At 66.1% G+C, this 26774-nt stretch carries 22 protein-coding genes; 4 read left to right on the plus strand and 18 right to left on the minus strand.

Annotated elements, in window-relative coordinates; translation table 11 throughout:
• Window positions 1-163: 163 nt before the first annotated feature.
• Window positions 164-454, plus strand: a complete 291-nt coding sequence (locus tag EGJ22_RS21130; protein ID WP_029885846.1) for a DUF5629 family protein — start codon at window positions 164-166, stop codon at window positions 452-454.
• Window positions 420-1550 (plus strand): lactonase family protein, encoded by a 1131-nt coding sequence (locus EGJ22_RS21135; protein WP_223809606.1) that lies wholly within the window; start codon window positions 420-422, stop codon window positions 1548-1550. Before EGJ22_RS21130 ends, EGJ22_RS21135 begins: the two co-directional genes overlap by 35 nt.
• Window positions 1551-1697: 147 nt before the next feature.
• Here the strand turns inward: EGJ22_RS21135 and EGJ22_RS21140 are convergent, their stop codons facing one another.
• From EGJ22_RS21140 to EGJ22_RS21180, 9 genes are all read right to left on the minus strand, one after another.
• Window positions 1698-2291, minus strand: coding sequence for a glutathione S-transferase (locus tag EGJ22_RS21140; RefSeq protein ID WP_029885844.1), 594 nt, complete (start codon window positions 2289-2291; stop codon window positions 1698-1700).
• Window positions 2288-5932, minus strand: a complete 3645-nt coding sequence (locus EGJ22_RS21145) for an AAA family ATPase (protein ID WP_029885843.1) — start codon at window positions 5930-5932, stop codon at window positions 2288-2290. The genes EGJ22_RS21140 and EGJ22_RS21145 overlap by 4 nt, the downstream gene beginning before the upstream one ends.
• The gene (locus tag EGJ22_RS21150; RefSeq protein ID WP_029885842.1) at window positions 5929-7167 is read right to left on the minus strand and encodes an exonuclease SbcCD subunit D C-terminal domain-containing protein; all 1239 of its coding nucleotides are present in this window, start codon (window positions 7165-7167) and stop codon (window positions 5929-5931) included. The genes EGJ22_RS21145 and EGJ22_RS21150 overlap by 4 nt, the downstream gene beginning before the upstream one ends.
• A gap of 247 nt (window positions 7168-7414) precedes the next feature.
• Window positions 7415-9046 carry a BatD family protein gene (locus EGJ22_RS21155; RefSeq protein WP_064314448.1) on the minus strand — a complete coding sequence of 544 codons (1632 nt, stop codon included), beginning with the start codon at window positions 9044-9046 and terminating at the stop codon, window positions 7415-7417.
• The gene (locus EGJ22_RS21160) at window positions 9043-10761 is read right to left on the minus strand and encodes a tetratricopeptide repeat protein (RefSeq protein ID WP_029886673.1); all 1719 of its coding nucleotides are present in this window, start codon (window positions 10759-10761) and stop codon (window positions 9043-9045) included. Before EGJ22_RS21160 ends, EGJ22_RS21155 begins: the two co-directional genes overlap by 4 nt.
• Entirely contained in the window at window positions 10758-11834 is a 1077-nt protein-coding gene (locus tag EGJ22_RS21165; RefSeq protein WP_029886674.1) for a VWA domain-containing protein, read from the minus strand. Before EGJ22_RS21165 ends, EGJ22_RS21160 begins: the two co-directional genes overlap by 4 nt.
• Window positions 11827-12321 (minus strand): DUF4381 domain-containing protein, encoded by a 495-nt coding sequence (locus EGJ22_RS21170; protein ID WP_009683483.1) that lies wholly within the window; start codon window positions 12319-12321, stop codon window positions 11827-11829. Before EGJ22_RS21170 ends, EGJ22_RS21165 begins: the two co-directional genes overlap by 8 nt.
• Complete coding sequence (locus EGJ22_RS21175) at window positions 12318-13262, minus strand: DUF58 domain-containing protein (RefSeq protein ID WP_029886675.1); 945 nt, start codon at window positions 13260-13262, stop codon at window positions 12318-12320. The genes EGJ22_RS21170 and EGJ22_RS21175 overlap by 4 nt, the downstream gene beginning before the upstream one ends.
• 4 nt (window positions 13263-13266) lie before the next feature.
• Entirely contained in the window at window positions 13267-14226 is a 960-nt protein-coding gene (locus EGJ22_RS21180; protein WP_009683481.1) for a MoxR family ATPase, read from the minus strand.
• 230 nt (window positions 14227-14456) lie between these two features.
• Here EGJ22_RS21180 and EGJ22_RS21185 point away from each other — a divergent pair, with 230 nt between their 5' ends.
• Window positions 14457-15755 (plus strand): DUF2235 domain-containing protein, encoded by a 1299-nt coding sequence (locus EGJ22_RS21185; protein ID WP_029886676.1) that lies wholly within the window; start codon window positions 14457-14459, stop codon window positions 15753-15755.
• 38 nt (window positions 15756-15793) lie between these two features.
• Here EGJ22_RS21185 and EGJ22_RS21190 read toward each other — a convergent pair whose 3' ends face one another.
• The 4 genes from EGJ22_RS21190 to mtlD all read right to left on the minus strand — a co-directional run bounded on the left by EGJ22_RS21190 (window position 15794) and on the right by mtlD (window position 21294).
• On the minus strand, window positions 15794-17002 hold the full coding sequence (locus EGJ22_RS21190; RefSeq protein ID WP_029886677.1) for an MFS transporter: 1209 nt from the start codon (window positions 17000-17002) through the stop codon (window positions 15794-15796).
• A gap of 179 nt (window positions 17003-17181) precedes the next feature.
• Window positions 17182-18069 (minus strand): dihydrodipicolinate synthase family protein, encoded by an 888-nt coding sequence (locus tag EGJ22_RS21195; protein ID WP_029886678.1) that lies wholly within the window; start codon window positions 18067-18069, stop codon window positions 17182-17184.
• Window positions 18070-18114: 45 nt separating this feature from the next.
• Window positions 18115-18897, minus strand: coding sequence for an aldolase (locus tag EGJ22_RS21200; RefSeq protein WP_029886679.1), 783 nt, complete (start codon window positions 18895-18897; stop codon window positions 18115-18117).
• Window positions 18898-19149: 252 nt separating this feature from the next.
• Window positions 19150-21294: a bifunctional mannitol-1-phosphate dehydrogenase/phosphatase gene (mtlD, locus tag EGJ22_RS21205; protein WP_029886680.1), complete on the minus strand. Its 2145-nt coding sequence runs from the start codon at window positions 21292-21294 to the stop codon at window positions 19150-19152.
• Between the two features lie 397 nt (window positions 21295-21691).
• Between mtlD and EGJ22_RS21210 the strand changes: the two genes are divergently transcribed.
• Window positions 21692-21988 carry a DUF3144 domain-containing protein gene (locus EGJ22_RS21210; RefSeq protein ID WP_009683473.1) on the plus strand — a complete coding sequence of 99 codons (297 nt, stop codon included), beginning with the start codon at window positions 21692-21694 and terminating at the stop codon, window positions 21986-21988.
• Between the two features lie 249 nt (window positions 21989-22237).
• Here the strand turns inward: EGJ22_RS21210 and EGJ22_RS21220 are convergent, their stop codons facing one another.
• From EGJ22_RS21220 to EGJ22_RS21240, 5 genes are all read right to left on the minus strand, one after another.
• Complete coding sequence (locus EGJ22_RS21220) at window positions 22238-22486, minus strand: CsbD family protein (RefSeq protein ID WP_009683472.1); 249 nt, start codon at window positions 22484-22486, stop codon at window positions 22238-22240.
• Between the two features lie 142 nt (window positions 22487-22628).
• A complete protein-coding gene (soxR, locus tag EGJ22_RS21225) occupies window positions 22629-23084 on the minus strand; it encodes a redox-sensitive transcriptional activator SoxR (RefSeq protein WP_029886682.1) in 456 nt (151 codons plus the stop codon).
• Between the two features lie 58 nt (window positions 23085-23142).
• On the minus strand, window positions 23143-23874 hold the full coding sequence (locus EGJ22_RS21230) for a GntR family transcriptional regulator (RefSeq protein WP_029886683.1): 732 nt from the start codon (window positions 23872-23874) through the stop codon (window positions 23143-23145).
• 122 nt (window positions 23875-23996) lie between these two features.
• Window positions 23997-25511, minus strand: coding sequence for a DHA2 family efflux MFS transporter permease subunit (locus tag EGJ22_RS21235; RefSeq protein ID WP_029886684.1), 1515 nt, complete (start codon window positions 25509-25511; stop codon window positions 23997-23999).
• Window positions 25501-26646 (minus strand): HlyD family secretion protein, encoded by a 1146-nt coding sequence (locus EGJ22_RS21240; RefSeq protein ID WP_064314446.1) that lies wholly within the window; start codon window positions 26644-26646, stop codon window positions 25501-25503. The genes EGJ22_RS21235 and EGJ22_RS21240 overlap by 11 nt, the downstream gene beginning before the upstream one ends.
• Between the last annotated feature and the right edge of the window lie 128 nt (window positions 26647-26774).

Below are 26774 nucleotides of genomic sequence, written 5' to 3' on the forward strand. Positions count from 1 at the left end.
GAAACAAACGTAGGAGCGAGCGCAGCTCGCGATTGCGCCGCGCGGGCGGCGCTCGATCTCACAGGCGCTGAAGATGCCCTGGCTACCCTTGCCAGGAACCATAGAATCACCCACAGGGATGTCACAGGGTTATACTGGCAGCACTTCCCTGACAGGTAACCCAATGTCCTCCCTCAGCCACGCCCTGCAGTCCTGCGACATGCTCCTGATCGACGGCCTGCACGCCTTCGAGTTCACCGCCGATACCACTGGCCTGCGCGTCGAGTGCATGGACGGCCGCCAACTGCGCCGCTGGTCGTTTACCCCCGAGCAGGTCGCCGCGGCGACCGCCATGGGTGACGAGTGGCAACTGGCCGATGCCAATGGCGCGCATCGGCTAGTCTGCATGAGTGCCTTTCGCGCCCCGGATGAAGACCAAGATGAAGCGCACCTGGACGACCCTGCTGACCGCTAGCCTGATGAGCCTGACTATCCCGACCCACGCCGCGACCCTGCTGGTGGGCAGCTATACCGATGGTGCCAGCCAGGGTATCTACCGCTACCAGTTCGACGAACAACGGGGCCACATCGACCCTACCCCGCAGCAAGTGGTGAAAAGTGTCAGCCCGTCGTGGCTGGTGCTGTCGGCCGACCGCCGCCTGCTGTTCGCTGTCAATGAAACCCCGGGCGGCAATGCCAGCAGTTTCAGTGTCAGTGCAAAGGGCGACATCAAGCCGCTCAACCAGGTGGCCAGCCAAGGCGACGAGCCAACCCACGCCAGCCTCAGCCATGACCAGCGCTACCTGTTCGTGGCCAACTACGCGGTCAACCCTGACCCCGGCGGCAGCCTGGCAGTGATGCCGGTAGCCAGGGACGGTCAGCTCAAGCCGGTCGTGCAGCAATTGCAACACCGGCCCAGTGGCGTGAACCGCGAGCGCCAGGCGGGGGGGCATGTGCATTCACTGGTGTCGTCACCCAATGGGCAATATCTGTACGCCAGCGACCTCGGTGCCGACAAGGTATTCATCTACCGCTACGACGGCGCCAGCCCGGACCAGCCTTTGAGCCCGGCCACGCCGCCGTCGGTGGCGTTGCCGCCAGGCAGCGGACCACGCCACCTGCTGTTCGATGCCACGGGGCAGCATGCCTACCTCACGTTGGAAATGAGCGGGGAAGTGGTGATGTTCGATGTCAACGGTGCGGGCCTGACCGAGGGTCAGCGCCTGGCACTGACCGAAGACTCGGCGTCGACGGCCAAGGCGGCGGGCGGGTTGCACCTGTCGGCCGACGGGCACTTCCTGTACGTGAGCAATCGCGGTACAGCGAATGAAATCGTGGTGTTTGCGGTTGGCAAGGGCGACGGCAAGCTGACGTTTGTGCAGCGCCGCGCCGTGGAAGGCGACCACCCCCGCGAGTTTGCCCTGGACCCCAGCAACCGCTTCCTGCTGGTGGCGAACCAGAAGAGCAACCAGATCGTGGTCATGCGCCGTGACGCCGAGACTGGCAAGCTGGGCGAGACGGTGCAGATCCTGGACCAGGACGCACCCTCGGACTTGAAGTTCATCGACTGATATCAACACCACGCCTTGTAGGAGCGGCCTTGTGTCGCGAAAGGGCCGCGGCGCGGCCCCGGCAATGTCGGCGGTAACGCGAGAACCCGGGGCCGCTGCGCGACCCTTTCGCGACACAAGGCCGCTCCTACAGGGAGCCGGGTGAAGTTACCTGGCCATGATCGAGCGGAACAGGTCTGATGCCAACCACCCCTCTAGCCAGCTCCGCAGCCGCGGATAAGCGGCCTCGGCGAACCACTGCGGTTCCACCCCGGCAAACTGGCGCATCAGGGGCAGCAAGGCGGCGTCGGCGATGCTCGGCTGGTCAGCCAACAGGTACGGCCGGCTCTCCAGCAACCCTTCGAGCTCCGCCAGCCAGGCCTCGGCCTGCTGGCGGTAGTACGCGCGAGGGTGCTGCGGGTAGCGCTCGGCATACTTGTACAGGTTCACCTGCGACTTGAACGTGCTGTCATTACGCGCGATCAGGGCATGCGCCTGCTGCGCCGCCGCGGGGTTCGCGCGCAGTTGCCAATCCTGCGGGTCGTTCTGCGCCAGCGCCCAGCGCATGATATCCAGGCTCTCTTCCAGCACCTGGCTGCCGGTGTCCAGCACCGGCACCGTGCCCTTGGGGGACAAGGCCAGCAGTTCTGCCGGCTTGTTCTTCAGCGCCACTTCGCATACCTCGACCTCACAGCCCGCATAGCGCAGGGCCAGGCGCGCGCGCATGGCCCACGGGCAGCGACGGAACGAGTACAGGATCACCCGCACACCTGCACTTCGCTCAGGCCATTGCCTTGGCGGTGCACCTGAATCTGCACCGGGATCCGCTCGTGCATTTCCTGCACGTGGGAAATCACTGCCACCTTGCGCCCCTGTGCCTGCAAGCCGTCCAGGGCATCCATGGCCAGCTGCAGCGACTCGGGGTCCAGGCTGCCAAAACCTTCGTCGATGAACAGCGATTCGATGCGCAGGGTGCTGGAAGCCATCGAAGCCAGGCCAAGGGCCAACGCCAGCGACACCAGGAAGGTTTCGCCGCCGGACAGCGAGTGCACCGAGCGCAGCTCGTCGCCCATTTCGGTGTCCAGGACCAACAGGCCCAGGGCGCTGCCGCCCCGCTTGAGGCGGTAGCGGCGGGCCAGTTGGCGCAGTTGGCTATTGGCATGGTGCAACAGCAGGTCAAGGTTGTAACCCTGGGCGATCTTGCGGAACACATCGCCCGAGGCCGAGCCGATCAGGGCATTCAGGCGGGCCCAGCGCTGCCACGACTGGCGGGCTTGCTCGATCTCGGCTGCCAGTGCCTGATGCGCCTGCTGACGACGCTGGTCATCGGCCTGCTGCGCCCGCAGTTCGGCGCATTGCTGCTCGTGGCTGGCCATGCGCTCGCGCAGTTCCAGCAGGGCTTGCTCGAGGGCTTCGGCCGTGGTGTCCACTGTCATGTCGGCCACGTGCTGTTGCAGGCGCTGTTCGCGTTCCTGCAGCAACACGCGGCTTTGTTCGATGGCTTTTTCCGCGCCTTGCAAGCGCTGGCGCAATGCTGTGACCTGCGCATCCTCCATGGCCAGCAGGCGATCCAGCCCGGCGTCATCCAGCTCCGGGTGCTGGCTGCGCCACTGCGCGATCTGGCCCTGCAACTGCTGGCATTCGGCAACCAGCGCCTGTTGCTGCTGGCCGTCGGCCTTCAGCTCGCTGGCCAGTTGCACGGCTTGCGTGCGCAGTTCCTGCAGGCGCTGGGCGGTGTCGGCGTCCAGGGCGCGGGCTTGGTCCAGCGCGGCGTCCATGTGCTGTTGCCAGGCTTCGGCAGTGGCGTGTTCACCGAGCAGTTCGCCGAGGGCGGCCTGGGCCTGCTGGCGCTGCTCGTCCAGGGCGGCAAGTTGTTGCTGCAACTGCTGCAGGCCTTGCACGCGGGCCTGGTGCTGGTCGCGCAGCTTGTCGAGTTGGGTTTGCCGGGCCTGCTGTTCTTCCAGTTCGTCCTTGCGCTGTTCCAGTTGCTGCAAGCGCTGGGCGATCTGCTGGTCCAGGGCCAGGAAAGCATTGGCCGGGTCTTCGTCGAGTGCCTTCAGGGCCTGCTCGGGCAGCACCCCGGCCAGGTCGTGCAAGCCTTGCTGCAACTGCTGCTCGTCGTTGGCCAGGGCCTGGTGCTGTTGTTCGAGGTGGCGCTGGGCCTGCTGTTGAGCGTCTTGGGCGGCCTGCAGTTGCTGGGTGAGGCGGGCAGCATCGCGTTGCAGCGTGAGCAGCGCGCTCTGGCGTTTCTCGTCCTGCGCAATTTCCGCCTCCAGGCGCTGCAGCTGGCTGGCCAGCCAGGTGCTACGGGCCTTGTCATCCTGCGGGGCCAGGGCCGGCCACAGGCTGTGCGCCTGCACTTGCGCCACCAGCGGTTGCAACTGATCCCCCAGTTGCTGCTGTTGCTGCTGGAAGTCCTTGAGCTGGGCGTTGACCACGCCCAATTGGGTGCGCAGCTCGACCAGCTTGGCGTTGAGGGTGTCGACCTGTCGCTGCGCGGCAGCTTCTTCAGCCTGGTCATGCCGACCCAGGCTGTGCAGCAGTGCGTCAGGCTGGTGGAACGGGTGTTCGGCACTGCCGCAGACTGGGCAAGGTTCGCCATCGCGCAATTGCTCGCGCAGTGCCTCCACGCTGGTGGTGCGCGCCAGGCGTTGCCGCTCCAGCAACTGGCGGGTGAGGTTGAGCGCCTGTTCGGCCGCCTCCAGCTCGGCCTTCGCCGCGGTGCCTTCGCTGATCAACTGCTGGCGTTGCTGCATGGCCTGTTGCTGGCGTTCACGGACGCTGTCCAGTTGCTGGCGCAGTTCCAGTTCGCGGCCGTGCAGGCGCGACATTTCTTCAACGGCGCGCTGCTGCTTGCGGTTGTCCTGCAGCATGCCACCGAGCAGGTCGATCTGCTCGGCCAGGGCCTGGGGTTCGGCCTTGGCTTCGCGGAACAGCAGCTCGTAGGCATCGCGCTCGGCCTGCAGCTGCACATTGGCCTGGCTGGCCTGGGCCTGCAGGCCGGGCAGCTCTTCGCGGCCCTTGGCCAGGCGGCCGCCAATCAGCATCACCTGTTTGAGTTGCGGCAGGTAGGCGTGCCACGCACTGGCCAGGCCTGCCAGGTGCTCGCTGTCGGCAAGGGCACTGTCGATCTGCGCCAATTGCTGCAGGCTGCGCTGCTGGTTGGCCTCCAGCTGTTGCAACTGCTGCTGGCCATCGGCGACGTGTTGTTCAGCCTGTTGGCTGCTGCTGCGTTGCGCGGCCAGCGCTTCGTCCAGGCGCGCCAGGTTGTCCTGGGCGGCGAAGGCCTGGCGCAGGCGTGGGGCATTCTCGCCGTGTTGCGCCTGGCTGTCGGCGAGCGCCTGGCGTGCGGCGTTCAGTGCTTGCTCCAGGATATTTGCGCGTGCCTGGAGTTCGTCCTGCTGCTGTTGCTGCTGCGCAATTCTTGCCGCCAGTGGGGCCAGTTGTGCGTTCAGCGCCTGCTGGCGGTGGAACTGGTGGCGCTGAGGTGCCAGGCGCTCCAGGCGCAGCAGGTCCAGGCGCGGTTCGGCCAACTGCTGCCAGTCCTGCTCGGCGGCCTGCAGCGAGCGGGCCGCCTCGGCGTGCTGGGCTTGTAGCCGGTTTTGCTCGTGCAACCAGTTGCGTTGCTGTTCCAGCTGGCGCTCACCGGCCTGGTCAGCCTTCAGGTGCTGCTGCGCCTGCTCCAGTTGCTGGTCGAGCTGGGCGCGGGCTTCGGCGTCCATCGGCAGCAGGTGGCTGGCGCGCGCGAGCAGTTCGTTGTGCACCTCACCGGCCTCGCGGGCCTTGCTGAACGCGCGCTGGCCCAGGCGGGTGTAGATGGCGGTGTTGGTCAGTTTTTCCAGCAGTTCGCTGCGCTCTCTGTCGTCGGCCTTGAGAAACGCGCCAAACTCGCTCTGGGCCAGCATCACCGCGCGGGTGAACTGCTCGAAGTTCAGGCCCAGGCGGGCTTCGACCAACTGTTTGTATTCGTTCTTGCCGCTGGCCAGGACCTGCTCGCTGTCCAGGTCGTAAAAGCTCTGGCGGCTGTGCTGCAACTTGCCGTTGGCCTTGTCGCGGGCGCGGTTGGCTTCCCAGCGGGCACGGTAGCGGCGGCCGTCGACGCCGACGAAATCGACTTCGGCAAAGCCGCTGCCGGTACCACGGCGCAGCAGGTTGCGCGGGTCGGATGTGGGGATGTCGCCGTCGGCATCCGGCACCTTGGCTTCCCGACCGATGTCATTGAGCCGCGGAACGGTGCCGAACAGGGCCAGGCACAGGGCGTCGAGCAGGGTACTCTTGCCGGCGCCGGTGGGCCCGGTAATGGCGAACAGGCCGGCGCTGGCCAGGGGCTCGGCAGTGAAGTCGATGTCGACGGGGCCAGCCAGCGATGCCAGGTTCTTCAGGCGGATGGCAAGAATCTTCATGGCTGCTCCTCTTCCTGCTGCACGTCCTGCAACAGCAGGGCAAAGTCGGCCAGCGCCTGCTCGTCGACAGCGCTGCCGTAGGCTTGCTCCCAGGCCCGGCTGAACAGGTCTTGCGGGGTCATCTGGGCCAGTTCGACAAAGGCCAGGTCATCATCTTCGCTACTGTTGCGCCCAGCATACTCGGCACTGATGCGCACCAGCCGCACTGCCTTGCCCGCCAGCGCGGTCTCGATCTGCTGGCGCAGGTCCGGTTGCGGCTCGTCGAGAATGACCCGCACCTCCAGCCAGGGTTGGCGATTGGGGTCTTCCAGCAGGTCGATTACCGGCTGGTCTGCCAGTTGCTGTAACAGCTCACCCAGCGGTGCCGGGCCGATGCGTTGCAGGGCCACGGCGCGCGGTACCGGGCGCGGCTCGACGCTGACCAGGCCGCTGCCGTCCAGTTCCACCTCCAGCACCTGGTGCGGGTAGTTGATTTCGGCGAACGACAGTGGGATCGGTGAGCCGCTGTAGCGGATGCGTTCTTCGCGGTTGACCTTCTGTGGCTTGTGCAGGTGGCCGAGGGCGACATAGCTGATGGCCTTGTCGAACAGCTTGGCCGGCAGCGCCTCGGCGTTGCCGATGATCAGGCTGCGCTCGGAGTCTTCCGACACTGCGCCCCCGGCCATGTGCGCATGGCTGATGGCAATCAGCGCCTGGTCTTTCTTGCGTTTTTGCAGTGCTGCGGCGATCAGTTGCTGGTGCACCTGGGTGATGCCTTGCAGGTAGTCGTCGCCCAGGTGGGGGCCGGTGACTTCCGCCGGCCGCAGGAACGGCAGCGCCAGGCACCAGGCTGCGACCTTGCCACGGCCATTGGTCAGCGGAATCAGCAGCCGCTCGGCATCCAGTTGGCCCTCGTCCAGCCAGTGCACACGGCCCAGGGCGTGGGTGCGCAGGCGGCGCATGAGTGCGGCAGGCAGCTCGATGCGCGAGCCGGAATCGTGGTTGCCGGCGATCATCACGACGTCCAGCTTGGGCTGCTGCTCATGCGCCTGGACGATGAAGTCGTACAGACGCTCCTGGGCTTTGACCGGGGGGTTGACCGTGTCGAAGATATCGCCGGCGATCAGCAGCGCATCCGGCTGGCGCAGGCGAAGCTGGCCGAGCAGCCAGTCGAGGAAGCAGGCGTGTTCGAAATCGCGTTCCTGGCCGTGCAGGCTTTGGCCCAGGTGCCAGTCGGAGGTATGAAACAGACGCATGGATGACCTGTGGTGTCGAGTCGAGCAAGCCAGAGGGCTTGGCTTTGGGGATGGGCGTTGCGCGAGGGCGGTATGGTAACCCAAGCAGGGGGGTGGGGGGCAGGGCGGGGGATGGGGGGGAGGGCTGGCACCGGCTGCGCCGGTGTTCGCGGGCGCGCCCGCTCCTACAGGCACCGCGTAACGCTCAGGCATACGTCGTACCTGTGGGAGCGGGCATGCCCGCGAAGAGGCCCTGGCAGGCAGCCGGCTACTTGGGATAAAGCGGCGGCAAGCTGCCGTTCTCCCCAGCCGGCAACAACACCTGTTCAGCCGGCGGTATCGTGCCGATCGCCCGCCACAAATCCTCACCCTGCCAATACTGCCCACTCTCGCTGTACAACGCGCCATTCAACCCATCCAGCGCATCCGACAACGGCACGAAGCGCGCCGCCATCTCGGCCAGGGTCTCCGGTTGCTGCCGGGCCCAGGCGTCCAGCGCCTGGCGGGTGGCCTGGGGGTCGTTCGCCAGGCAAGCGCGCTTGAGGTCATCCAGCAAGGTGCGCGGGCTCGGCCCGTTCTGCGCCGCACGCAGCACCGCCGGTTGCGAGCGGGCGCGCCACCACAGGGCGAAGCCCAGTACGGTGGAAAGGGCGAACAGCAGAGTCGCCAATTGCCAAGGCCACAGCGCGCTGCTGGCGCTGCTGTTATCGCCCACCGGGCTGTCGGCACTCAATGCCGGGTTGTCTTGCACGTTCAGCGTACGCGCCGGCAGGCTGCTGTGCTCCAGGTGATCTTCACGGGTGTTCCACCACGCCACTTCCAGCGCCGGCAGGGCCAACGTGCCGGCATGGGTGGGCACCAGTGCTTCGCGTTCCTCGCGGTTGGCGGTCATGCCGCGTTCGTTGATTTCGTTGCGCAGCAGCGGCTGGTCGGGGTAGCGGCGCAGGCCGGTGATCTCGGTGGCGGGTAACGGCGGCAACTGGGTGCTGGAAAGGCCTTCGGCGCGCAAGGTGATGTTGCGCGTCAGCGAGTCGCCAATCTGTACCTGCTGGTTGCCGGGGTCGGGGTTCCAGTGCTCTTCCAGTGTCAGGCTACGCGCCGGCAACCACGGCACACCCGCAGGCCAGGCGGCGGGAATCGGGCGTACCGCCAGCCGCAGCGGCAGCGAGCTGACCTGTACCTGGTGCCCGGCCCGGGCCGTGCCATTGGCTTGCGGGGTTTCGTCGCTGCTGGCTGCGGCGGTGGCGCTGAACGTCAGTGGCGGGATCTCGAGCGTGCCACTTTGCTGGGGGTACACGGCATAGCGGGTTTCGATCACGCCGTGGCGCACGCCATTGATTTCCTTTTCATAGGTGCGTGATTCGCCGAGCGGTTCGACCTTGGCGCCTTCCAGCTGCAGCGGGCTCAGGCTGCTGTCGTCATAGAGCGCCACCGAGTGATAGATGCGCAAGGTGAGCACAGCCTGTGCCTGCACGTAGACGTCGGGGCTGTCGAGGGTGGCCTCGATGAACACCTGTGAAGTGTCCTGGGGGCTGGCATCGGCCTGCAGCACTTGCAGGTCGATGGCCTGACTGCGTGACTGACCCAGCTGCAGCTCGGGGATACGCAGGCCGCCGCTGCGCCGCGGCAGCAAGGTGATGATCCAGCGGGTGCTGGCGCGGGTTTCACCGTCGAGGGTATGCAGGCTGTTCAACTGGCGCGTGCCGCGCACCTCGAATTCGCCTTCCAGGGCGCGCAGGTCGGGCTTGCCGAACTGGGTGACGTCCTGGCTTTCCAGGGTCAGTTCCAGGCTTTCGCCAGCCTGCAGGCGGGTGCGGTCGACGCTGGCCTGCAGCAGGGGTTCAGCCTGGGCCAGGGTGGCCCACAGCAGGGAGAGGAGCAAGACGCCGAAGCGACTCATCGTGGGGTTTCCTGTTGCAGTTGCTGTTCGTACCAGAATTTGCGCCGCAGCAGCTCCGCCGGGTTATCGGGGATCTCCCGCAGCCATTGTTCCAGGGCTTGGCGCTGTTCGGCGTCGAGGCTGGTCGACACCGGGCGCTGGGGCGGCTGGATGACGCCCTCATCGGCACCCGGCTGGTTACCCGGTGCGCCCTGGCTGTTGCTGCTGCTTTCGCCAGGCTGCTCGGCGCTGGCTTGTTCATCACCGCTGGGGGTGCCCTGGGCGGCGCTGCTGGCCGAACTGCTGTTGCCTTCGGTGTCGCTGCCGGGCGTGCCTTGGGCATCGTTACCGGGCGGTTGTTCCTCGGCCTTGGCCTGGCGCTGTTGCAGCAGCTGTTGCACCAATGCCTGGTTGTCCAGTGCCACTTGCAGATCGGGTTGGCGCTCCAGCGCCTGCTCGTAGGCGTCCAGGGCCGCTTCCAGCTCACCGGCACGGGCCAGTGCATTGCCTCGATTGTAGTGGTCGGCGGCCGTGTCGCCTTGGGAAAATGCCTCGGCCGCACCCGCGTAGTCGCCGGCCTGGTACAGCGCCAGGCCGCGCCACTGCGTGTCATGGAAGTGCCGAGCCGCGCTGGCTGGGCGGTTCAGCTCGAGCAGGCGTTGGCCTTGCTGGTCGGGGCGCAGCCACAGGTCATCGAGCTCGAAAGCCTGGCTGGGCTGGGGCAGGGCCAGCAGTAACGGCAGGCAGAACAGCCAACCGCGCCGGCCGGCACACGCGGCCAGCAGTAGCAGCGGAATCAGCAACCAGTAGCCCTGGTCGGCCCAGCTGTCCAGCTGCAGGGTCTGGCCATCGTTGCGCCCGGCCCGCGGCTGGTCGAACAGGCCCAGGCCGCGCAGGTCCAGGTCGTCGATACGCGCATGCCGGTAGCGCCCGCCGGTGCCGTTGATGAAACCCTTGAGGCTGGCGTTGTCCAGGCGGGGTACCAGAATGCCGCCTTGGTCATCCTTGAGGTATTCGCCATTGGCCTGGCGCACCGGGGCACCGTCACGGCTACCGATACCCAGCATCAGCAGGCTTGGGCCCTGCCGGCCAAGGGCCTGGGCGATGCCTTGGCGCTCCGGGGCGCTGAGCGACGACCCGATCAGCAGCAGGCGGCCCTGGCCGAGCCCGCTCTGGGCCAGCAGGGCCAGGCCCTTCTGCACAGCCAGGTCGGCGCGCTGGCCGGGCTTGGGCATGATCGACGGGTCGATGGCCTCCAGCAGGTTGCGCGTGGTGGCCAGGTCATCGGACAGCGGCACCAGGGTGTGTGCGGAGCCGGCATAGACCACCAGCGCCGTCTGGCTGTCGCGGCGGTGCTCCAGCAGGTCGAGGATTTTGCGCCGGGCCTGTTCCAGGCGATTGGGCGGGCTGTCCTCGGCGAGCATCTGCGGGGTCAGCTCCAGCAATATCACCAGCGGGTCGGCCGGGCGCTGGCGGTTTTCTTCCACCCGCTGCCAACTGGGCCCGAGCAGGGCCAGGATCACCAATAGCCAGGCCAAGCCCAGCGCCACCCACGGCAGTTTGCTGGTGTTGCCGTTGCCGCCGCCCAGCAGCACAGCGTGGAATGCCGGCGGCAGGATCAGCTGCCAGCGCCCGGCGCGTTTGCGCCGATGCCACAGCTTGTACAGCAGCCAGCCAAGCAAGGGCACGGCCAGCAGCCATAGGGGGCGCAACCATTGCGGCCACAGGTCGATCATCGCCGCCTCCGCAAGCGCAAGCGCTTCAGGCGTTGGCGCCATTCCGGGTGTGGCTGCAAGAAGCGCGGCTTGCGCAGCAGGCGCTGCATCAGGTTGTCGGGCCATTGCACGGCCACCACCAGCAGCACGCTCAGCAGCAGTGCCAGGGCCAATGGCCAGGCGTACAGGGCTTGGGCGGTGCGGGCCTGGGTCGGTTGCTGGGCCACCGGTTCGAGTTGGTCGAGGGTGTCGCCAATAGCGTCCAGTTCGGCTCCGTCATGCGCGCGGAAGTAGGCACCGTGGGTGATTTCGCCGATTTCCCTGAGAGCGGCTTCGTCCAGGTCCAGGCTCGGGTTGAGGCCGAGCAGGCCTGGGGTGCCACTGGCTTCGGGGTTGGCGCCAATGCCGATGGTGTAGATGCGCACGCCTTCCTGGGCTGCCAGGCGGGCTGCCGTCAGCGGGTGGATCTGCCCGCCATTGTTGGCACCGTCGGTAATCAGTACCAGTACCCGGCTTTGCGCCGGGCGCTGGCGCAGGCGTTTCACCGCCAGGCCAATGGCGTCGCCGATGGCCGTGTTCTTGCCGGCGATGCCGATTTGCGCTTCGTCGAGGAAGGTGCGCACGGTACGCCGGTCGAACGTGAGCGGGGCCTGCAGGTAGGCCTGGCTGCCGAACAGGATCAGGCCCACGCGATCGCCTTCTCGGTCCTGCAGGAAATCGCCGAGCAGGGCCTTGACCAGGTCGAGGCGGCTGATGTCTTCGTTTTTCCACTGCATGTCCGAGAAGTCCATCGACCCGGACACGTCCACCGCCACCAGCAGGTCGCGGCCGCTGGCCGCCACTGGCACCGGGTCACCGAGCCATTGCGGGCGCGCGGCAGCGCACAGCAGCAACAGCCAGATGACCACGAATGGCCCTTGCTGGCGCCAGGTGGGCAGGTTCAGCCGCGCGCGCCGCCCGGCAAGGCCTTCCAGTTCGTTGAGGAAGCCAACCTTGAGTACCGGTTCGCCGCTGTCGGCGGCGGGCAGCAGCAGGCGCGCCAGCCACGGCAGCGGCAGCAGGGCAAAGACCCACGGCCAGGCCAGTTCAAACATGCTTGCGGATCCAGGTTTCGACGGCTTGGCTCAGCCCGGCGATGGCCTTGTCGTCGAGTTTGCACTCGGGTTTATAGGCGCCTTCGACCAGCACCATCCAGCGTGTGAGGCCGGCTGCGGGGCAGCGGTTGTCGAGAAATGCCAGCCACTGGCGGCCGTTGAGGGTGTGGCTGTTGGCGCCCGGGTAGTGGCTGCGGCACAGGCGCTTGAGCAGGGCGTTGATCTGTTGCAGCCAGGCGCCGGCGGGGGCGCCGTCGTAGGGGCGTGGCAGGCGTGCCAGCTCGGCCAGCGCTTCTACCCGCACCGGGTCCAGCGGTTGCTCGGCGCGTACGACACGGCGCTTGCGCGGGCGCCAGTGCCGCAGCCGCCACAGGCCCCAGCCCAGCACTGGCAGGATGACCAGCAATGCCCACCAGCCGGGTGCTGGCGGCCACAGGCCGATGGGCGCCGGTTCGATCAGCGGTTGCAACTGATCGAGCGGGTTCATGACGCGCTCCGCGGGCGCTGTGCGCTCAGGTATTCGCGCAATTGCTCGATCATTTCACTTTGCGTGCTCAGCGGCATCAGCAGCACCCGCAGCTTTTGCGCCAGCAGCTCCCAGCGCTCGATGCGGGCTTCGGCCTGCTGGCGGTAGGCCTGGCGCAGGTTGGCGTCGAGGGTGTCGAGCTCCAGCTGCGCGCTGCGTTGGGCAAAACGCAGCAGGCCAGCGGCCGGCAGGGCATGGTCGAGTGGGTCGGACACCGGCAGCAGCAGCAGGTCGCAATGCCGGGACAGCATGGCCAGGTGCTGCTCCACCTGGGCGCTGAGCGAACGCTCGTCGCAGATCACGATGGCCAGGCTGCCCGGGCGCAGCACTTCGCGGGCGCGGCGCAGCGCCAGGCCAAGGCTGTCGGCCCCGGCAACCGCCTCGGTGTGCAGTGCCTGGTTGACCTTGGCCATGCGGTTGAGCAACTGCAGCAGGCTCTGTTTGCTGCGCCGGGGCTTGATTTCGTGGTGCTCGTTGTCGCCGAACACCAGGCCGCCGATGCGGTCGTTATGGGCCAGCGCGGCCCAGCCGAACAAGGCGGCGGCCTGGGCGGCGAGCACCGACTTGAACATCAGGCCCGAGCCGAAGAACAGCCGCTGGCTCTGCTCGACCAGGATGAAGATAGGCCGTTCGCGTTCTTCGTGAAACAGCTTGGTGTGGGGCTCCTGGGTGCGTGCGGTCACCCGCCAGTCGATGTTGCGCACGTCGTCGCCGGCCTGGTACACGCGCACCTGGTCGAAGTCCACACCGCGCCCGCGCAGCTTGGAATGGTGCAGGCCGACCAGCGGGCTGCGTTGGCCGGGCTTGGAAAACAGCTGGATTTCGCGCACGCGGTGGCGCATGTCGATCAGCTCGGCGAGGCCGATGCGGATGCCGGGTTCGGCCAGGTGCGCAGTGGGCATGGGGTCAGGCAACGGCGACGACGTCGAGGATGCGCTGGACCACGCGGTCCTGGTCGATCCCCGCGGCCTCGGCTTCGAAGGAGAGGATGATGCGGTGGCGCAGTACGTCGAACAGCACCGCCTGGATGTCTTCGGGGCTGACGAAGTCGCGCCCGGCCAGCCAGGCGTGGGCACGTGCGCAGCGGTCCAGCGAAATGGAACCGCGCGGGCTGGCGCCGTAGGCGATCCAGTCAGCCAGCTCGGTATCGAATTTGGCCGGGGTGCGGGTGGCCATGACCAGCTGCACCAGGTACTCCTCGACGGCATCGGCCATGTACAGGTTGAGGATTTCCTTGCGCGCGGCAAAGATCGCCTGCTGGCTGACCCGCCGTTCGGGTTTCACTTCGCCGCCCAGCGCTTCGCCGCGGGCCTGCGCCAGGATGCGCCGCTCGACCGCGGCGTCCGGGAAGCCGATTTTCACGTGCATCAGGAAGCGGTCGAGCTGGGCTTCGGGCAGCGGGTAGGTGCCTTCCTGCTCGATCGGGTTCTGCGTGGCCATGACCAGGAACAGGGGCGACAGGTCGTAGGTGCTGCGGCCCACACTGACCTGGCGTTCGGCCATGGCCTCGAGCAGTGCCGACTGGACCTTGGCCGGTGCACGGTTGATTTCGTCGGCCAGCACCAGGTTATGGAAGATCGGCCCCTGCTGGAACACGAAACTGCCGGTTTCCGGGCGGTAGATTTCCGTGCCGGTGATGTCGGCCGGAAGCAGGTCGGGGGTGAACTGGATGCGGTGGAACTGCGCTTCGATGCCCTCGGCCAACTCCTTGATGGCCTTGGTCTTGGCCAGCCCGGGCGCCCCTTCGACCAGCATGTGGCCGTCTGCCAGCAGCACGATCAACAGCCGCTCGACCAGTTTCTCCTGGCCTAGGATCTGGGTTGAAAGAAAGGTGCGCAGCGCGATCAGCGCTTCACGGTGTTCCATCGGCGACGGTTCCTGGTAGGGGGCCGGAGGCGGCTGACGGCAGCTGCCCTGGCAAGGGCTGATACTTTAATCCATCCGGGGGGGCGGCGACTAATGGCACTGGGTTAAATTTATCGCTGCAGCGGGCCTGGGGTATGGAAAACTCTCACGAAGGCTTGGCGATTGCCTGATGTTGCCTGACGGCGTACTGGCGCCTGCTTGTGCTTTTGGGTCAAGCACAAGGCACGAAGATGGTAGCGAGCAACGGCGGTACGCCGACCCCTCGACGGGTAACCCTGCGTTTTGGGGTGTTCTTCGATGGCACCGGTAACAATCAGCACAACGCCACGGCATTGGCGGGGCACGGCGGCAGTTATGCCAATGCGCTGAGCAACGTAGCTCTGCTGCATGCGTTGTACCCGGCGCAAGCGGCCGATGGCGAGGCGCGCCAGGTCTTTTTCAAATGCTACATGGAAGGCATCGGCACCTTGGCCGGTGAAACCGACCCGGTGTATGCCTCTGCCACCGGGCGTGGCCGCACGGGCGTGGAAGCCCGGGTGGCCGAGGCGTTGCAGGCGATTGCCGGGCAACTGCAGGGTTGGTGCCAGGCGCACCCGCAGTGGATGCCGGCACGCCTGGAGTTCGACTTGTTCGGCTTCAGCCGTGGCGCGGCGGCGGTACGCCACCTGGCCAACCTGTTGCACGACGGTGCCGGGGGATTGTTGCCGGTGGCGTGTGACATCGCGATCAACTTCATGGGTTTGTTCGACACGGTGGCCGCGATCATCGCGCCGTTGCAGGGCGACTTCGACCCCGCCGACGAGCGCCACGGTGGCTTGCGCCTGGGCCTGGAGGCGGGTATTGCCCGGCAGGTGGTACAACTGGTCGCGCGGGATGAGCGGCGGCATAACTTCCCGCTGGTGAGCAGTGGCCACGACATCGTGCTGCCGGGTGTGCACTCGAATATCGGTGGCGGCTACCCGGAAACCACATGGGAACAGGTGCTGTTGTGTAAACCGCAATCCCAGCGCGTGCCGGTGGCGACGCCTGCCGGGCAGTGCCGCGTGCATGCCGTGATGCAGGGCCTGCTGGCGACGGATTTTGCCGACATGGGGGAACCCCGGCCACGGGTGATCACCTGGGAGGAGCCGATCGCTGGCGGCCACCCGCGTGAAGCAGAGAAGCAAGTCTACGCAGCGGTAGCCCGCGAGCGGGAGGTGGCCGGGCACCTGTCGCGTGTCTACCTGAGCGTGATGCGCGAGCTGGCGGTACGGGCTGGCGTGCCGTTTGCGCCGTTGGGCGGCCAGGCGGAGCACCGTTTGCCGGCTGAATTGCAGGTGATCAGCGCAAAATTGCATGGCTTCGCCTTGGGCGAAACCGGGCAATTGGCGCTGAGCGAGCAAGAGCAGCGCTTATTGCGCGACAAGTATGTGCACGCTTCGGCGAACTGGAATGCGCTGAAAGGGTTGCGTAACAGCGTACTGGATGTGTTGTTTGTCAATCGGCCAGGGGTGGCGGGGCGGGTGGTGCATGGGAATCCGGTGGGGTGAATTTGTCTGGGGCGGCAGGGGTTCGCCACCCCATTCATTCATCGCTGCGCGTTCCTGCGTTTTCGAGCCATATACCCCTCCTGCGCCACGGTCAGCATCACCGTCAGCACCATGAACGCTACCGAAGCAACGAAAATGCCATTTGGCAGCCCCCGGTCAAGCATCCAGCCGAACGCCACTGGCCCGACGGCACCACCGATGTTGAACCCGGTCGAGACCAGCCCGAAGGTCTTGCCTTCGGCACCCTTGGGCGCGGCCGCTTTTACCAGCATATCCCGCGACGGGGCGATCATTCCGGTCAGCAGGCCGATGCTGCCCAGCACCACCACTAATGTCCATTCGCGCAGCACACCCAGGGCCACCACTGCGGTCAGCACAGCGGCCAGGGCGAAAGCCAGCGCCGCCACCAGGCCATGCCGGCGGGTACGGTCGGCCAGGGCACCGCCACACAGCACCCCTGCGGCGCTACAGAGCAAGAAGGCGGTAAGCGCGGTATTGGCCCAGGCCAAGGTCAGACCTTGGCCTTGCACCAGTGCGGCAACGGAGAATTTCTCGATGGCACTGGTGCTCAGGTTGAGCAATATGAACAGCACTGTCAGCACGCCGATCATGGGGGTGAACAAGCGCACTCGGCCGTTTGCCGGCGGCGCGCCGGCATTGCCCGGGTTGCCCATCTCCGTTACCCGGTACACCCCGCTGCCTGGCAGCGATATCAACAGCAGCGCAGCAGCGCCGAACACTGCGCCCGTCGCCAGGGCTGCCCGTGTGCCCAACACGGCAGCGATACCGAGGAATATTGCCGGGGTTACCGCCGAGCCGAGAAAGCCGGCGAAGGTATGAATGGAGAATGACCGCCCCAGCCGGTCTGGCTCGATACCCTTGGCCAGCAGCGCATAGTCGGCCGGGTGGTACACCCCATTGGCCAGGCCGGCCAGCGCCATGCTCACCAGCAACACCGCATGGCCGGGGCTGGCGGCCAGCAGCAGGAAACTGACGCTGCCCAGCAGCAGCCCGGCCTTGAGCACCTTGCGCGCGCCAAAGTGGTCGACGGCATGACCCAGCGGGGCCTGCACCAGGGCAGAGACGATATTGAACACCGCCAAGGCCACGCCGAGTTCGACGAAACCGACCCCCAGCAGGGAGGGCAGCACTGGCAGCAGTGCCGGGACCAGCATGATGTGCACATGGCTGACGAAATGTACGGCGGCAACCTGGGTCAGCAGCTTGGGGGCAGCAACGTAGCGCATGTCGGGACCTGTAGACAGTGTGCGCGCCTGGCGCACGGCAAGGGGATGGAATGCCCGCGTGGCGGGCGTCGCTGCGCAGCGCCCGAAGGCGGCCATGCAAACGCTGGCAGCGATCCCGCCACCCAGCGCGTTGCCTGTTGCGCGGGTAACCCGCGCTTACAGGGCTGCGCTGTCGAGGGTCAGGCAGCCAGTTCGGTCAGCAGGTTTTTCAGATAGTCGCTGCCTTGCGCATCCAGCGCCTGCAACGGCAGGCGGGGCGCGCCGACATCCTGGCCCAGCAGCTTCAGGCCGGCCTTGATGGTGGTGGGCAGGCCGCGGCGGGTGATGTATTCCAGCAGTTCGTACTGGCGGTAGAACAGCGTGCGGGCTTCGGCCAGTTGGCCTTGCTGCACGGCGTCCCACAATGCCAGGTTCAATGCCGGGATCAGGTTGGGCGCGGCGGTGCACCAGCCGCTCGCGCCTGCCACAAGGGCCTCCAGGGTCAGTGGGTTGCAACCGTTGTAGAACGCTACCTGACCCTTGCTGGCCTGGAACAGGCGGTGCATGCGCTGAATGTCACCGGTGCTTTCCTTGACCATGGTCACATTCGGCACCTCGGCGAGGATGCGCAGGATCAGTTCCACCGACAGGTCGGTGCCGCTGGTGCCCGGGTTGTTGTAAAGCATGATCGGGATGTCGATGGCGGCGCCGACGGCCTTGTAGTGGGCCACCACTTCGGCTTCGGTGAGTTTCCAGTACGAAACGGGCAGCACCATGACCGCCGTGGCGCCGCATGCCTGCGCCAGGCGCGCACGCTCCACGGTGCGTGCGGTGGTCAGGTCGGAGACGCTGACCACGCTGGGTAAGCGCCCGGCGATGCGCGCCTGGCTGAAGCGCACCACGCTTTCCCATTCGCTGTCGCTCAGGTAGGCCCCTTCGCCGGTGCTGCCCAGCGGCGCGATGGCGTGCACGCCGTGCTTGATCAATTGGTCGATGGACGTGCCCAAAGCCTCCAGGTCGAGTGTGCCGTCTGCTGAGAAGGGAGTGATGGTGTAGCCGATGACGCCGCGAATTACAGGTGTAGACATGACCAGGCACCTTTGCCGTTGTTGAGGGAAGAGTACAGCTTCGAGTCAGGCCAGGCAGTCGCCGTGGGCCCGCAAGGCACGCCGCGCGTAATAACTGAACGCGGCGCCATGACGCTTAGGGGTGGAGATCCAGTCGTGGGCTTCCTTGCCCAGGGCTTCGGGGATGGGGCGGATGTCACCGGCCCCCATGGCCAGCAGCTGCATCCTGGCGGCCCGCTCGAACAGCAGGGCAAGCACGCAGGCTTCTTCGATCGAGCCGCCAGCGATCAGCAGGCCATGGTGGGAAAGCAGGATCGCGCGCTTGTCGCCGATGGCCGCCGCGATGATTTCGCCTTCTTCATTGCCTACCGGCACACCAGGCCAGTCCTTGAGGAACGCGCAATCGTCGAACAGCGGGCACAGGTCCATGTGCGAGATGGCCAGCGGTACCTCCAGCATCGACAGGGCGGCGCTGTGCAGCGGGTGGGTGTGGATGATGCAGTTGACGTCAGGCCGGGCGCGGTAGAGCCAGCTGTGGAAACGGTTGGCCGGGTTGGCCATGCCACGGCCTTGCAGCACGGTCAGGTCTTCGTCCACCACCAGCAGGTTGGAGGCGGCGATTTCGTCGAAGCCCAGGCCCAGTTGCTGGGTGTAATAGGTGCCAGGCTCCTGGGCGCGGGCGGTGATCTGCCCGGCCAGCCCCGAGTCGTGGCCGCCGTCGAACAGGATGCGGCAGGTGAGGGCCAGCTTTTGCCGGGTACTGTAGGCGTTGTCGGCCAGGGCCGTCAGCATTTGCTGCTGGGCGTGCTTGACCAGTTGGTCCTTGGGGGCATGCATGGTGGTCGTCATGGGCGGTACCTGCAGGAAAGGGCGGTGAGTTGCTGAGCGACACAGGAAGGTCGTCAGGACACACGGCGATCATAATGACACCTTGTGTCATAATCAAGTAGGAAATGACACAACTAGTCTGCAGTGGGGCTCCAGAGGTGGCGGGCCGGGCGGCAAGGAGGTGCGCGAGGGGCGTTGGCAAAGCGCGCGGCGCAGGCGCTTACACCGGCCGGGCCGGTGTTCGCAGCTGGCGCCGCGGCAAAAAGGCGCGCGTTACGCGCCTATGCAGCGCGAAGCGGGCAGCGGGGCCGGGTGCGCGTGCTGGTATTGCCGGAAGGCCTCGGCAATGGCATTGATCAGCGGCGCGTCGCTGAGCGGGTTCAAGGCCGGGAAGCGCTTGCCGTTGCAGATGCCCTGGTAGGTCAGCACAGCCTCGACGCTGTGATCATGGTCCAGGTACACCTGCCTGATCGCCTGGGCGTCCAGGTTCTTCGCATCGTCGCAGCGCAGGGCGTGGTGAATGGCCAATGCCGCGCCAAAGGCCAGGGCCGGTGTGTCGATGCCGTGCTTGCCGGCCAGCTCGATGCTGCTGAGGATACGTTCATTGCGCTGCAGTTTGCGCAGCGGATCGCGGCCGACGCGGGCGCACGGGTCCTTGAACGAGGTTTTGCAGCGCGCCAGGAAGGCGTCGGCGAACCGGCTGATCACCTCGGTCATTTGCGGGTACTCCGCTTCCAGGGCGGGCGCCACTTCCTGGCGTATCAGCCGCTCGGCCAGGGCATTGACGCGGGCGTCGCCCATGCCCTGGCCCACCCAGGCATGGCCCAGCAGGCTGGCGTACCAGGCAATGATCGCGTGCGGGCCGTTCCACAGGCGGTTCTTGATGACCTGGATCTGGGCAATGTCCGGCACCGTGTGCACTTGGCGCAGGCGTTCGAGCAGGTCGCTGCCGCGCTCGACATACAACGGCATGTCGGCTTCGCTGTTGAACAGCACCAGGTGCAGTTGGCTCATGGCGCTGCTGGGCTGGGCAAAGGGCCTGAAATGCCCGAGCAATCGCTCGTATTCAGCCGGCGGCGCCGAGGCACTGCGGGGGGCGGCAGGCTCTTCTTCCAGGCTGTTGCGAAACATCTGCGACTTGATCCGCAATTGCCGCACCAGCGCGTCGTTGCTCAGCTTGGAAACGATGCGGCTGACTACCGTTTCCGCGAAATGGGTCTTGAGCATTACCTGCTCGCAGATTGCCGGCGGGCACAATGTCGCCAGCTCGGCTTGCACATGCCGGCGCACGAACGCGCCGCCACCCACCTTGTTCAGCACGATCAGCAACGTCAGTTCGCGGCCGCGGCGCTCGAAGCGCTGCAGCAGGCCTTGGGCAATTACCCTGGCTTGGTTGCGAATGGCCTGTTCAGGCAGGCTCAGGCCGATGATCTCGGCGTCGTTGTACATGGCGATCACCGCCTGTTCATCGTCCAGGTCGATCATGCGCACATTGTCGATGGTCTGGTCGAACGAGGTGCTGCCATAGCGCACGCTGTAGCTGCCGAAGGCACTCACGCTCTCGCGCAGCATGCGTGAGCGGGTAGCGGCGATGATTTCGCAGGGCCGGGTATAGCCGTCCCAATGGGAAAACACCTGGGTCAGGTAGCCGCCGCCGATGGCGCCAAAGCCATGAATACCGACACGGAATTGGTTCAACGACGCCGGGAAGGGTTCGCTGAGCGCGGGCATGCCCAGCTCGGGCACGCATGCATTCAGGTCGGCAAGGAACTCCGGCATGCTGTGGTAAGCCTTGAGTGCGGCGGCCTTGATGTCGGCGGCAGGTGGCTTGATGTCTTCGATCAGAATCGCCTGGCCCTCGGCACGCATGGCCGACAGCATGCCGTTTTCCGAATCCTCGACCATGAAGCACTGCGCTGGCGTGCAGTTGAGTGCGCGGGCGGCCTTCAGGAAAATCTCCGGGTGGGGTTTGCCCTGGCTGACTTCATCGCCACACACCGTGATGTCGAAGTACTTCAGCACATTGGCGTTGATCAGGTATTCCTCGGCGATGGCGCGGCGGCTGGAGGTGGCCACGGCCATGGTCAAGCCGGCCTTGCGCAGGCGCTCCAGCACCTCCAGCAGGCCGGGCTTGATCGGCACGCCGTGATTGCGCACGTACTCCAGCTCCAGTTCATCGGCGCGCTGGCGGATGGCGGCATAGGGGAAGTCTGCGCCGTTATGCGCCTTGGCCAAGGCTTCGGCTTTTTTCGCGCTCAGGCCCAGAGAGCCGAGCAGTGTGTGCTCGCCCAGCGGTTTGCCGAAGATTTCCAGCGACGCTTGCTTGAGGGTCTTGAAGCGCAGGCGTTCGGTGTCGAAGAGGGTGCCATCCATATCGAAGATAGCGCTGAAGATGCGTTTGCCGTGAAAGAAAAGCATGGGTTGTTGCCCCTTGTCGGTGGGTCGGACATCCCGCCTGCAACAGGCGAGCATGGCGTGCGAGCTGCAGCAATGGCAGTCAGGTAGGGGGCACGCGGTCGACAGGAGGGCGCTGGGGAGTAACGCAGAGGTAGGGCGGGATGGAGCGGGGGGTACACAGCAGGTTGGCGAACCTGGAAGCGAGGCGGGCGGCACGTTTGGCCTTGAGGTCACGCCCACTGGCTGCAGTCGGTTTTGCAGGCAGTGGGCGCAAATAGCGATGGATACGTGTGATTCCGAGCATGAGGTACTGTGAGTCCTTTTTCGACTTTGGTAATCCTTTTTCAGCCTTGCACGTATGCGCCGCGACATGCAAGGCTTGGCCTTTCGCTCGTCTTGCACAACCAGGTGAACCGCCATGACCCAAGCTACCGACCAGGCCTTCTACGACCGTGCCGATGCGCACATAGAACTGGCCAACCAGCAGATCGACAGGGTCGAGGACCTGGGCAAGGTAAGCGCCTCGCTGACCTTCGGTGCCGCGCGCTTCAGCGCCTGGATGAGCGCCCGCAGCTTCAAGAGCGGCGCCGAACTGGGCGCTGCGCGGGACGAGATCCTGAAATACTTCTGCGAGCAGTACCGGATGATGCTCGAAGATAACCTGGACGAGCATATCAAGCATTTTGACCAGTACATGTTGGGCAAGAATGACTAACACCGCAGGTCGCTTGCCACAGCCTCTTCAGCGCCTTCTGGCCAACAACTGCCAGCCCTGATGCCATCCCTGTGGGGGCGGGCAAGCCCGAGAAGAAACCAGCGCGCTGCATGGCACCGGCTGAGCCGGTGTTCGCGGGCATGCCCGCTCCCACAGGTATTGCACCTTTGTCTTGGCTACGATATCGCCAGCGGTGATGGCGTGGGCCGGACGACATGTCCGGCCCTTAAGCGCCTGTTGCGCCCCGGGTCAACGGCGCAGCAGGCGAGAAATCACCAGTGTGACGGCGGCGGTGATGGCCAGTGCGGCGATAGGCTTTTCCTTGACGAACGAAGTCACCGTGTCCACGGCATCACCATAGGTCTTGGTCACCTGGCCTGCCGCCTGACGCGCATCGCCTTCGGCTTCCAGCGCCGGGTCTTCGACCAGCCGGCCTACAGCGCTCTGCGCCTTGCCTGCAAGATTCTCGGCAACACCTTCGATCTGTTCGCGTTTCATGATGGCTACATTCCTTCCTGTAAGCGGCTTTGGGTTGACAGCACAGGGTTAGGGAGGTGAAGGGCGGCAATGGTTCCAACTACTCATCACCTTCAAGCCACACGCCCCTGCAGGGAATCGCCCGTGGCGTGAGTGGGCGAGGCTAGCGCGCCTTCTTTTCCAGAATCCGCGCGCCGCTCCCTTCCTTGGCCAGCACATCCCCGGGATTGCGCAGGGGGCAGTCCTGCAGTGACAGGCAGCCGCAGCCAATACAGTTGTCGAGGCTGTCGCGCAGCGCCTCCAGGGTACGGATGCGTGCATTCAGGTCTTCGCGCCAGGCGCTCGACATTTCGCCCCACTGCGCCGCGGTCAGCTTGCTGTTGGGCGCATAGCGGCTCAATGCCTGGCGGATTTCCTCCAGTGCGATACCGGTGCGCTGTGCCACCTTGATGATCGCCAGGGTGCGCAGTACCAGCGAAGGGTAGCGGCGCTGGTTGCCCGCCGTACGAACGCTGGCGATCAGCCCCTTGGCTTCATAAAAGTGCAGCGCTGACACTGCCACACCGCTGCGCTTGGCGACTTCGCCCACTGTAAGCATCCGCGTGTTGTCTGCTGCCATGCCTGTCGACCTTGCCTTGGGTTGAGCGCTGTAAGGGCGCCTTGAGTTGTGAAACGGCTTACCCCGCTGCGCGATCCCGGCGCAACTGGGTAACCAGGGTAAAACGGTCATGCGGGTGAATCGTCTCGGCCACGGCCATCAGGTCGCCGTTCTCTTCGCGGTAGTGGCGAATGATCTGCAACCCCGCCGAACCCACCTGCGCCTCCAGCGCGTGGGCCAGCTCTGCCGTCAGCGCTACCGCCCGTACTTGCTGGTCGATCACCGCGATCGCGCGGCCGTAATGCTGCTCGATCAGCCTGGCAATCGGCTGTTCGGGCTGCTCGCGGGCGCGTTCGATGACTTCGCCGTAGTCCCGCTGTGCATAGACCTGGGTGCAGCATAGCGGCGGCGCAGCCTGCGCCACGGCGATGCTCGACAGGCAAAAGTAGTGCTCACCCGGCACCAGCCCCAGCCGTGCCGCCTGGCCCAGGTCGGCAACGAAGTGCTGCACATCGCGGATCTGCCAGCGCTGATCTGGCGCCAGCTGTGCCAGGTCGGCGACGCTGGCCAGCGACTGCGTGTAGCCCCCGCGGGGGCTGCTGGCCTCGACCCGTGTGCCGACGCGCTTGCGTCGCGATACCAGCCCCTGGCCGAGCAACTGGTCGATCGCGGCACGTACCGTGTGCCGGCTCACACCGTAAAGGTCGCACAGCTCGTGCTCGGTTGGCAGCAGGCTGCCCACCGGATAGCGGCCACTGGCAATGCCTGCCATCAAGTCCTTGGCCACAGTGGCATAGCGCGTCGGGTTCATACCTGTGTTCTGTCTCGCACCTGTCGTCGGCCCAGAGTGTACCAGCGACCTGTGCCGGGTGGTCGGCGAGCAGGCTGCACCTGGCGGTGCAGCCCAGCATCCACGGGGCCCGCTGACGCTTTTCAGGTGTTCTGCCTGGCCCGCAACAGCACCGCCGCCAGGGCGCACCCGAGCAAGGCCAGGCACGCCAGGTAGAATGCGTCGCTGTAGGCCATCAGGTACGCTTCGCGGCGAATGGTTGCCGCCAACCCCTCCAGCGCCTGTTGCTGCTGCGGCAACCAGCTCTGCACCGCGTGGTTGATGCGTTCCTGCATGCCCGGCTCGAACACGCTGACCTGCTCGTGGATGCGTTCGCTGTGGAAACGCTCGCGGGTGGCCACCAATTGGGTCAACCCGGCCGTCCCCACCGCGCCCCCCAGGTTGCGCAGCATCGAGAACACGGCCGACGCCGATCCGGCTTCACGCTTGTCCAGCCCGGCCACCGCCAGCACCGACAACGCAACCATGATGAACGGCTGGCCGATGCCACGTACCACAGTGGATGGGATGATCACGTTGTCGGCACTGTCGGCGCTCAGGCTTGCCCCCAGCCAGCAACCCAGAGCCATGATCAGGAAACCGCTGGCGACCATGAACTTGGCGCTGGTCCAGGCCATCAGCCGCGGCATCATGGGCGCCAGCAGCAACTGCACCACGCCATAGGCGATCAGTGCTACACCCACGTCGTGGGCGCTGAAGCCCTGCAGTTGCGACAGGTAGTTGGGCACCAGGAACACCAGGCCGAAGGTTGCCGCGCCGAAGATGAACATGGCCACACTGGCGACGCCGAAGTTGTAACGCCCCAGCAAGCGCAAATTGATGAAAGCGCGCTGGCCGCGCAGTTGGGTAACCACGAACACCACCAGGGCAATTCCGGCGATCGCGCTCATGCCAACGATGAACGATGAGCCGAACCAGTCCAGCCTGCCGCCTTCTTCCAGCACGATCTGCAAGCCACCCAGGCCGATCACCATGGCCGCGATACCCAGCCAGTCGCCCTTGCGCAGCAGCGCGAGTCGCATCGGCCTGGCGTCGATCGACCAGGCGATGGCGAACAGCAGGGCGATACCCGGGAACAGTTGCAGGTAGAAGATCCAGCGCCATGAATAGGCGTCGGTCAGCCAGCCGCCAATCGACGGCCCGGCCGCCTGTGCCACGCTGTTGGCCAGGCTGAACAGCGCCATGCCCATGGCCATCTTGCTGGCTGGCAGCTCGGTGATGATCAACTGGAACGACAGCGGGATCAGCACCGCGCCGGCCGCGCCCTGCACTACGCGCAGGGTGATCATCGTTTCCAGGTTGGGGGCCCATGAGCAGGCCACCGAGGCCAGCAGGAAGATCAGCGAGCCGGTCCACATCACCCGGCGCAGCGAAAACACTTCGACCAGCCACGCGGTCAGCGGGATCATGACGATTTCCGCCACCAGGTAGGCGGTAGAGATCCATGAGCCTTCCTCAAAGCTGGCGCCCAGCGAACCCCGGATTTCCGGCAGCGCGGCGCTGGTGACATGCACGTTCATGCCGGCCATGAAGCAGCCGAACAGGCCGCCGAGCACGGCGACCCAGGCGCGCAACGTGACGGGTTGCTCAGTGGCCATCGGCAACCTCGGCGTGGCGGGTGTCGACGATGCTCACCACCGACATGCCCGGCAGCAGCTGCGGGCCTGCGGGCGCTGGGTCGAGCAGGATGCGCACCGGGAAGCGCTGGACGATCTTGGTGAAGTTGCCAGTGGCGTTGTCCGACGGCAGCAGGGCGAAGACGTTGCCCGAGGCGGGGGAGAAACTGGCCACACGGCCGTGCAGTGGCTGGCCGGCAAAGCTGTCGACGCGGATTTCCACGGGTTGCCCGGGGCGCATGCGGGCCAGTTGGGTTTCCTTGTAGTTGGCGACCACGTAGGCCTGCTGTACCGGCACCACTGCCAGCAGCGGCTGGCCGGGCACCACGTACTGGCCAGCACGCACGCGGCGTTGGCCCACGATGCCAGCGAGCGGGGCGCGAATCACGGTGTCGTGCTGGTCCTGGCTGGCCAGTTGCCGGCGAGCCTGGGCGTGGGCCAAGGCGGCTGCGCGCTGTTGCAGTACGGCGTCGGCCTGGGTAGAGCGGGCCTTGGCCATGGCCAGTTGAGCGCGTTGTTCGCGCAGCGCGGCCTGGGCCCCTTGCAGCGCCGCTTGTGCCTGGGCCGCCTGGGTGTTGGCACTTTCCAGGCGCTGCGCGGTGGCCGCTTGATCGCGTACCAGGCCGCGGTAGCGCTGCACGTCCAGGGCAGTGCGTTGGCGTTCGGCGGTGGCGCTGCGCACGGTCGCCTCAGCCTGCTGGATGGCGTGCTGGCGCTGGTTGATGCGCTCGGCCGCCAGCTGTTGGCCAGCCTGTGCGGCGGCCAGTGCTGCCTGGGCCTCGGCCACGCTGGCCTGGGCCTGCTCGACACGCGCGCGGTAGTCCTGGTCTTGCAGCCGTACCAGTACATCGCCGGCCTGGACTGGCTGGTCGTCCGCCACCTCCACCTTGGCAACATAGCCGGCAACGCGCGGGCTCAGTGCCACCCAATCGGCACGGACATAAGCATCGTCGGTGGTCTGCAGGTAGCGGCCGGTGGTGAGCCAGTAGCTGGCGAAGGCCAGCACCGTGACGGCCGCCAGGCTGCCGCCGGCGATCCAGGCCTGGCGGCGGCGGGGTCTGGTGCTGGCTTGCTGTGCTGCTTCGGCGGGAGCGTTCTGTTCTACGGCGGCATTCATTTTCGGTTTCCATTTCTGATGTTGGGGCTGCTGCGCAGCCCATCGCCGGCAAGCCCACAGGGATCGCCTTAGGGCTGACAGGTGTTTGCCACAAGGTATGGCAGCGCCTGTTAGAGCGAGCGCCGCCC

Origin of the sequence: Pseudomonas sp. p99-361, from assembly GCF_003935475.1 — a bacterium.
Lineage (GTDB): Bacteria > Pseudomonadota > Gammaproteobacteria > Pseudomonadales > Pseudomonadaceae > Aquipseudomonas > Aquipseudomonas juntendi.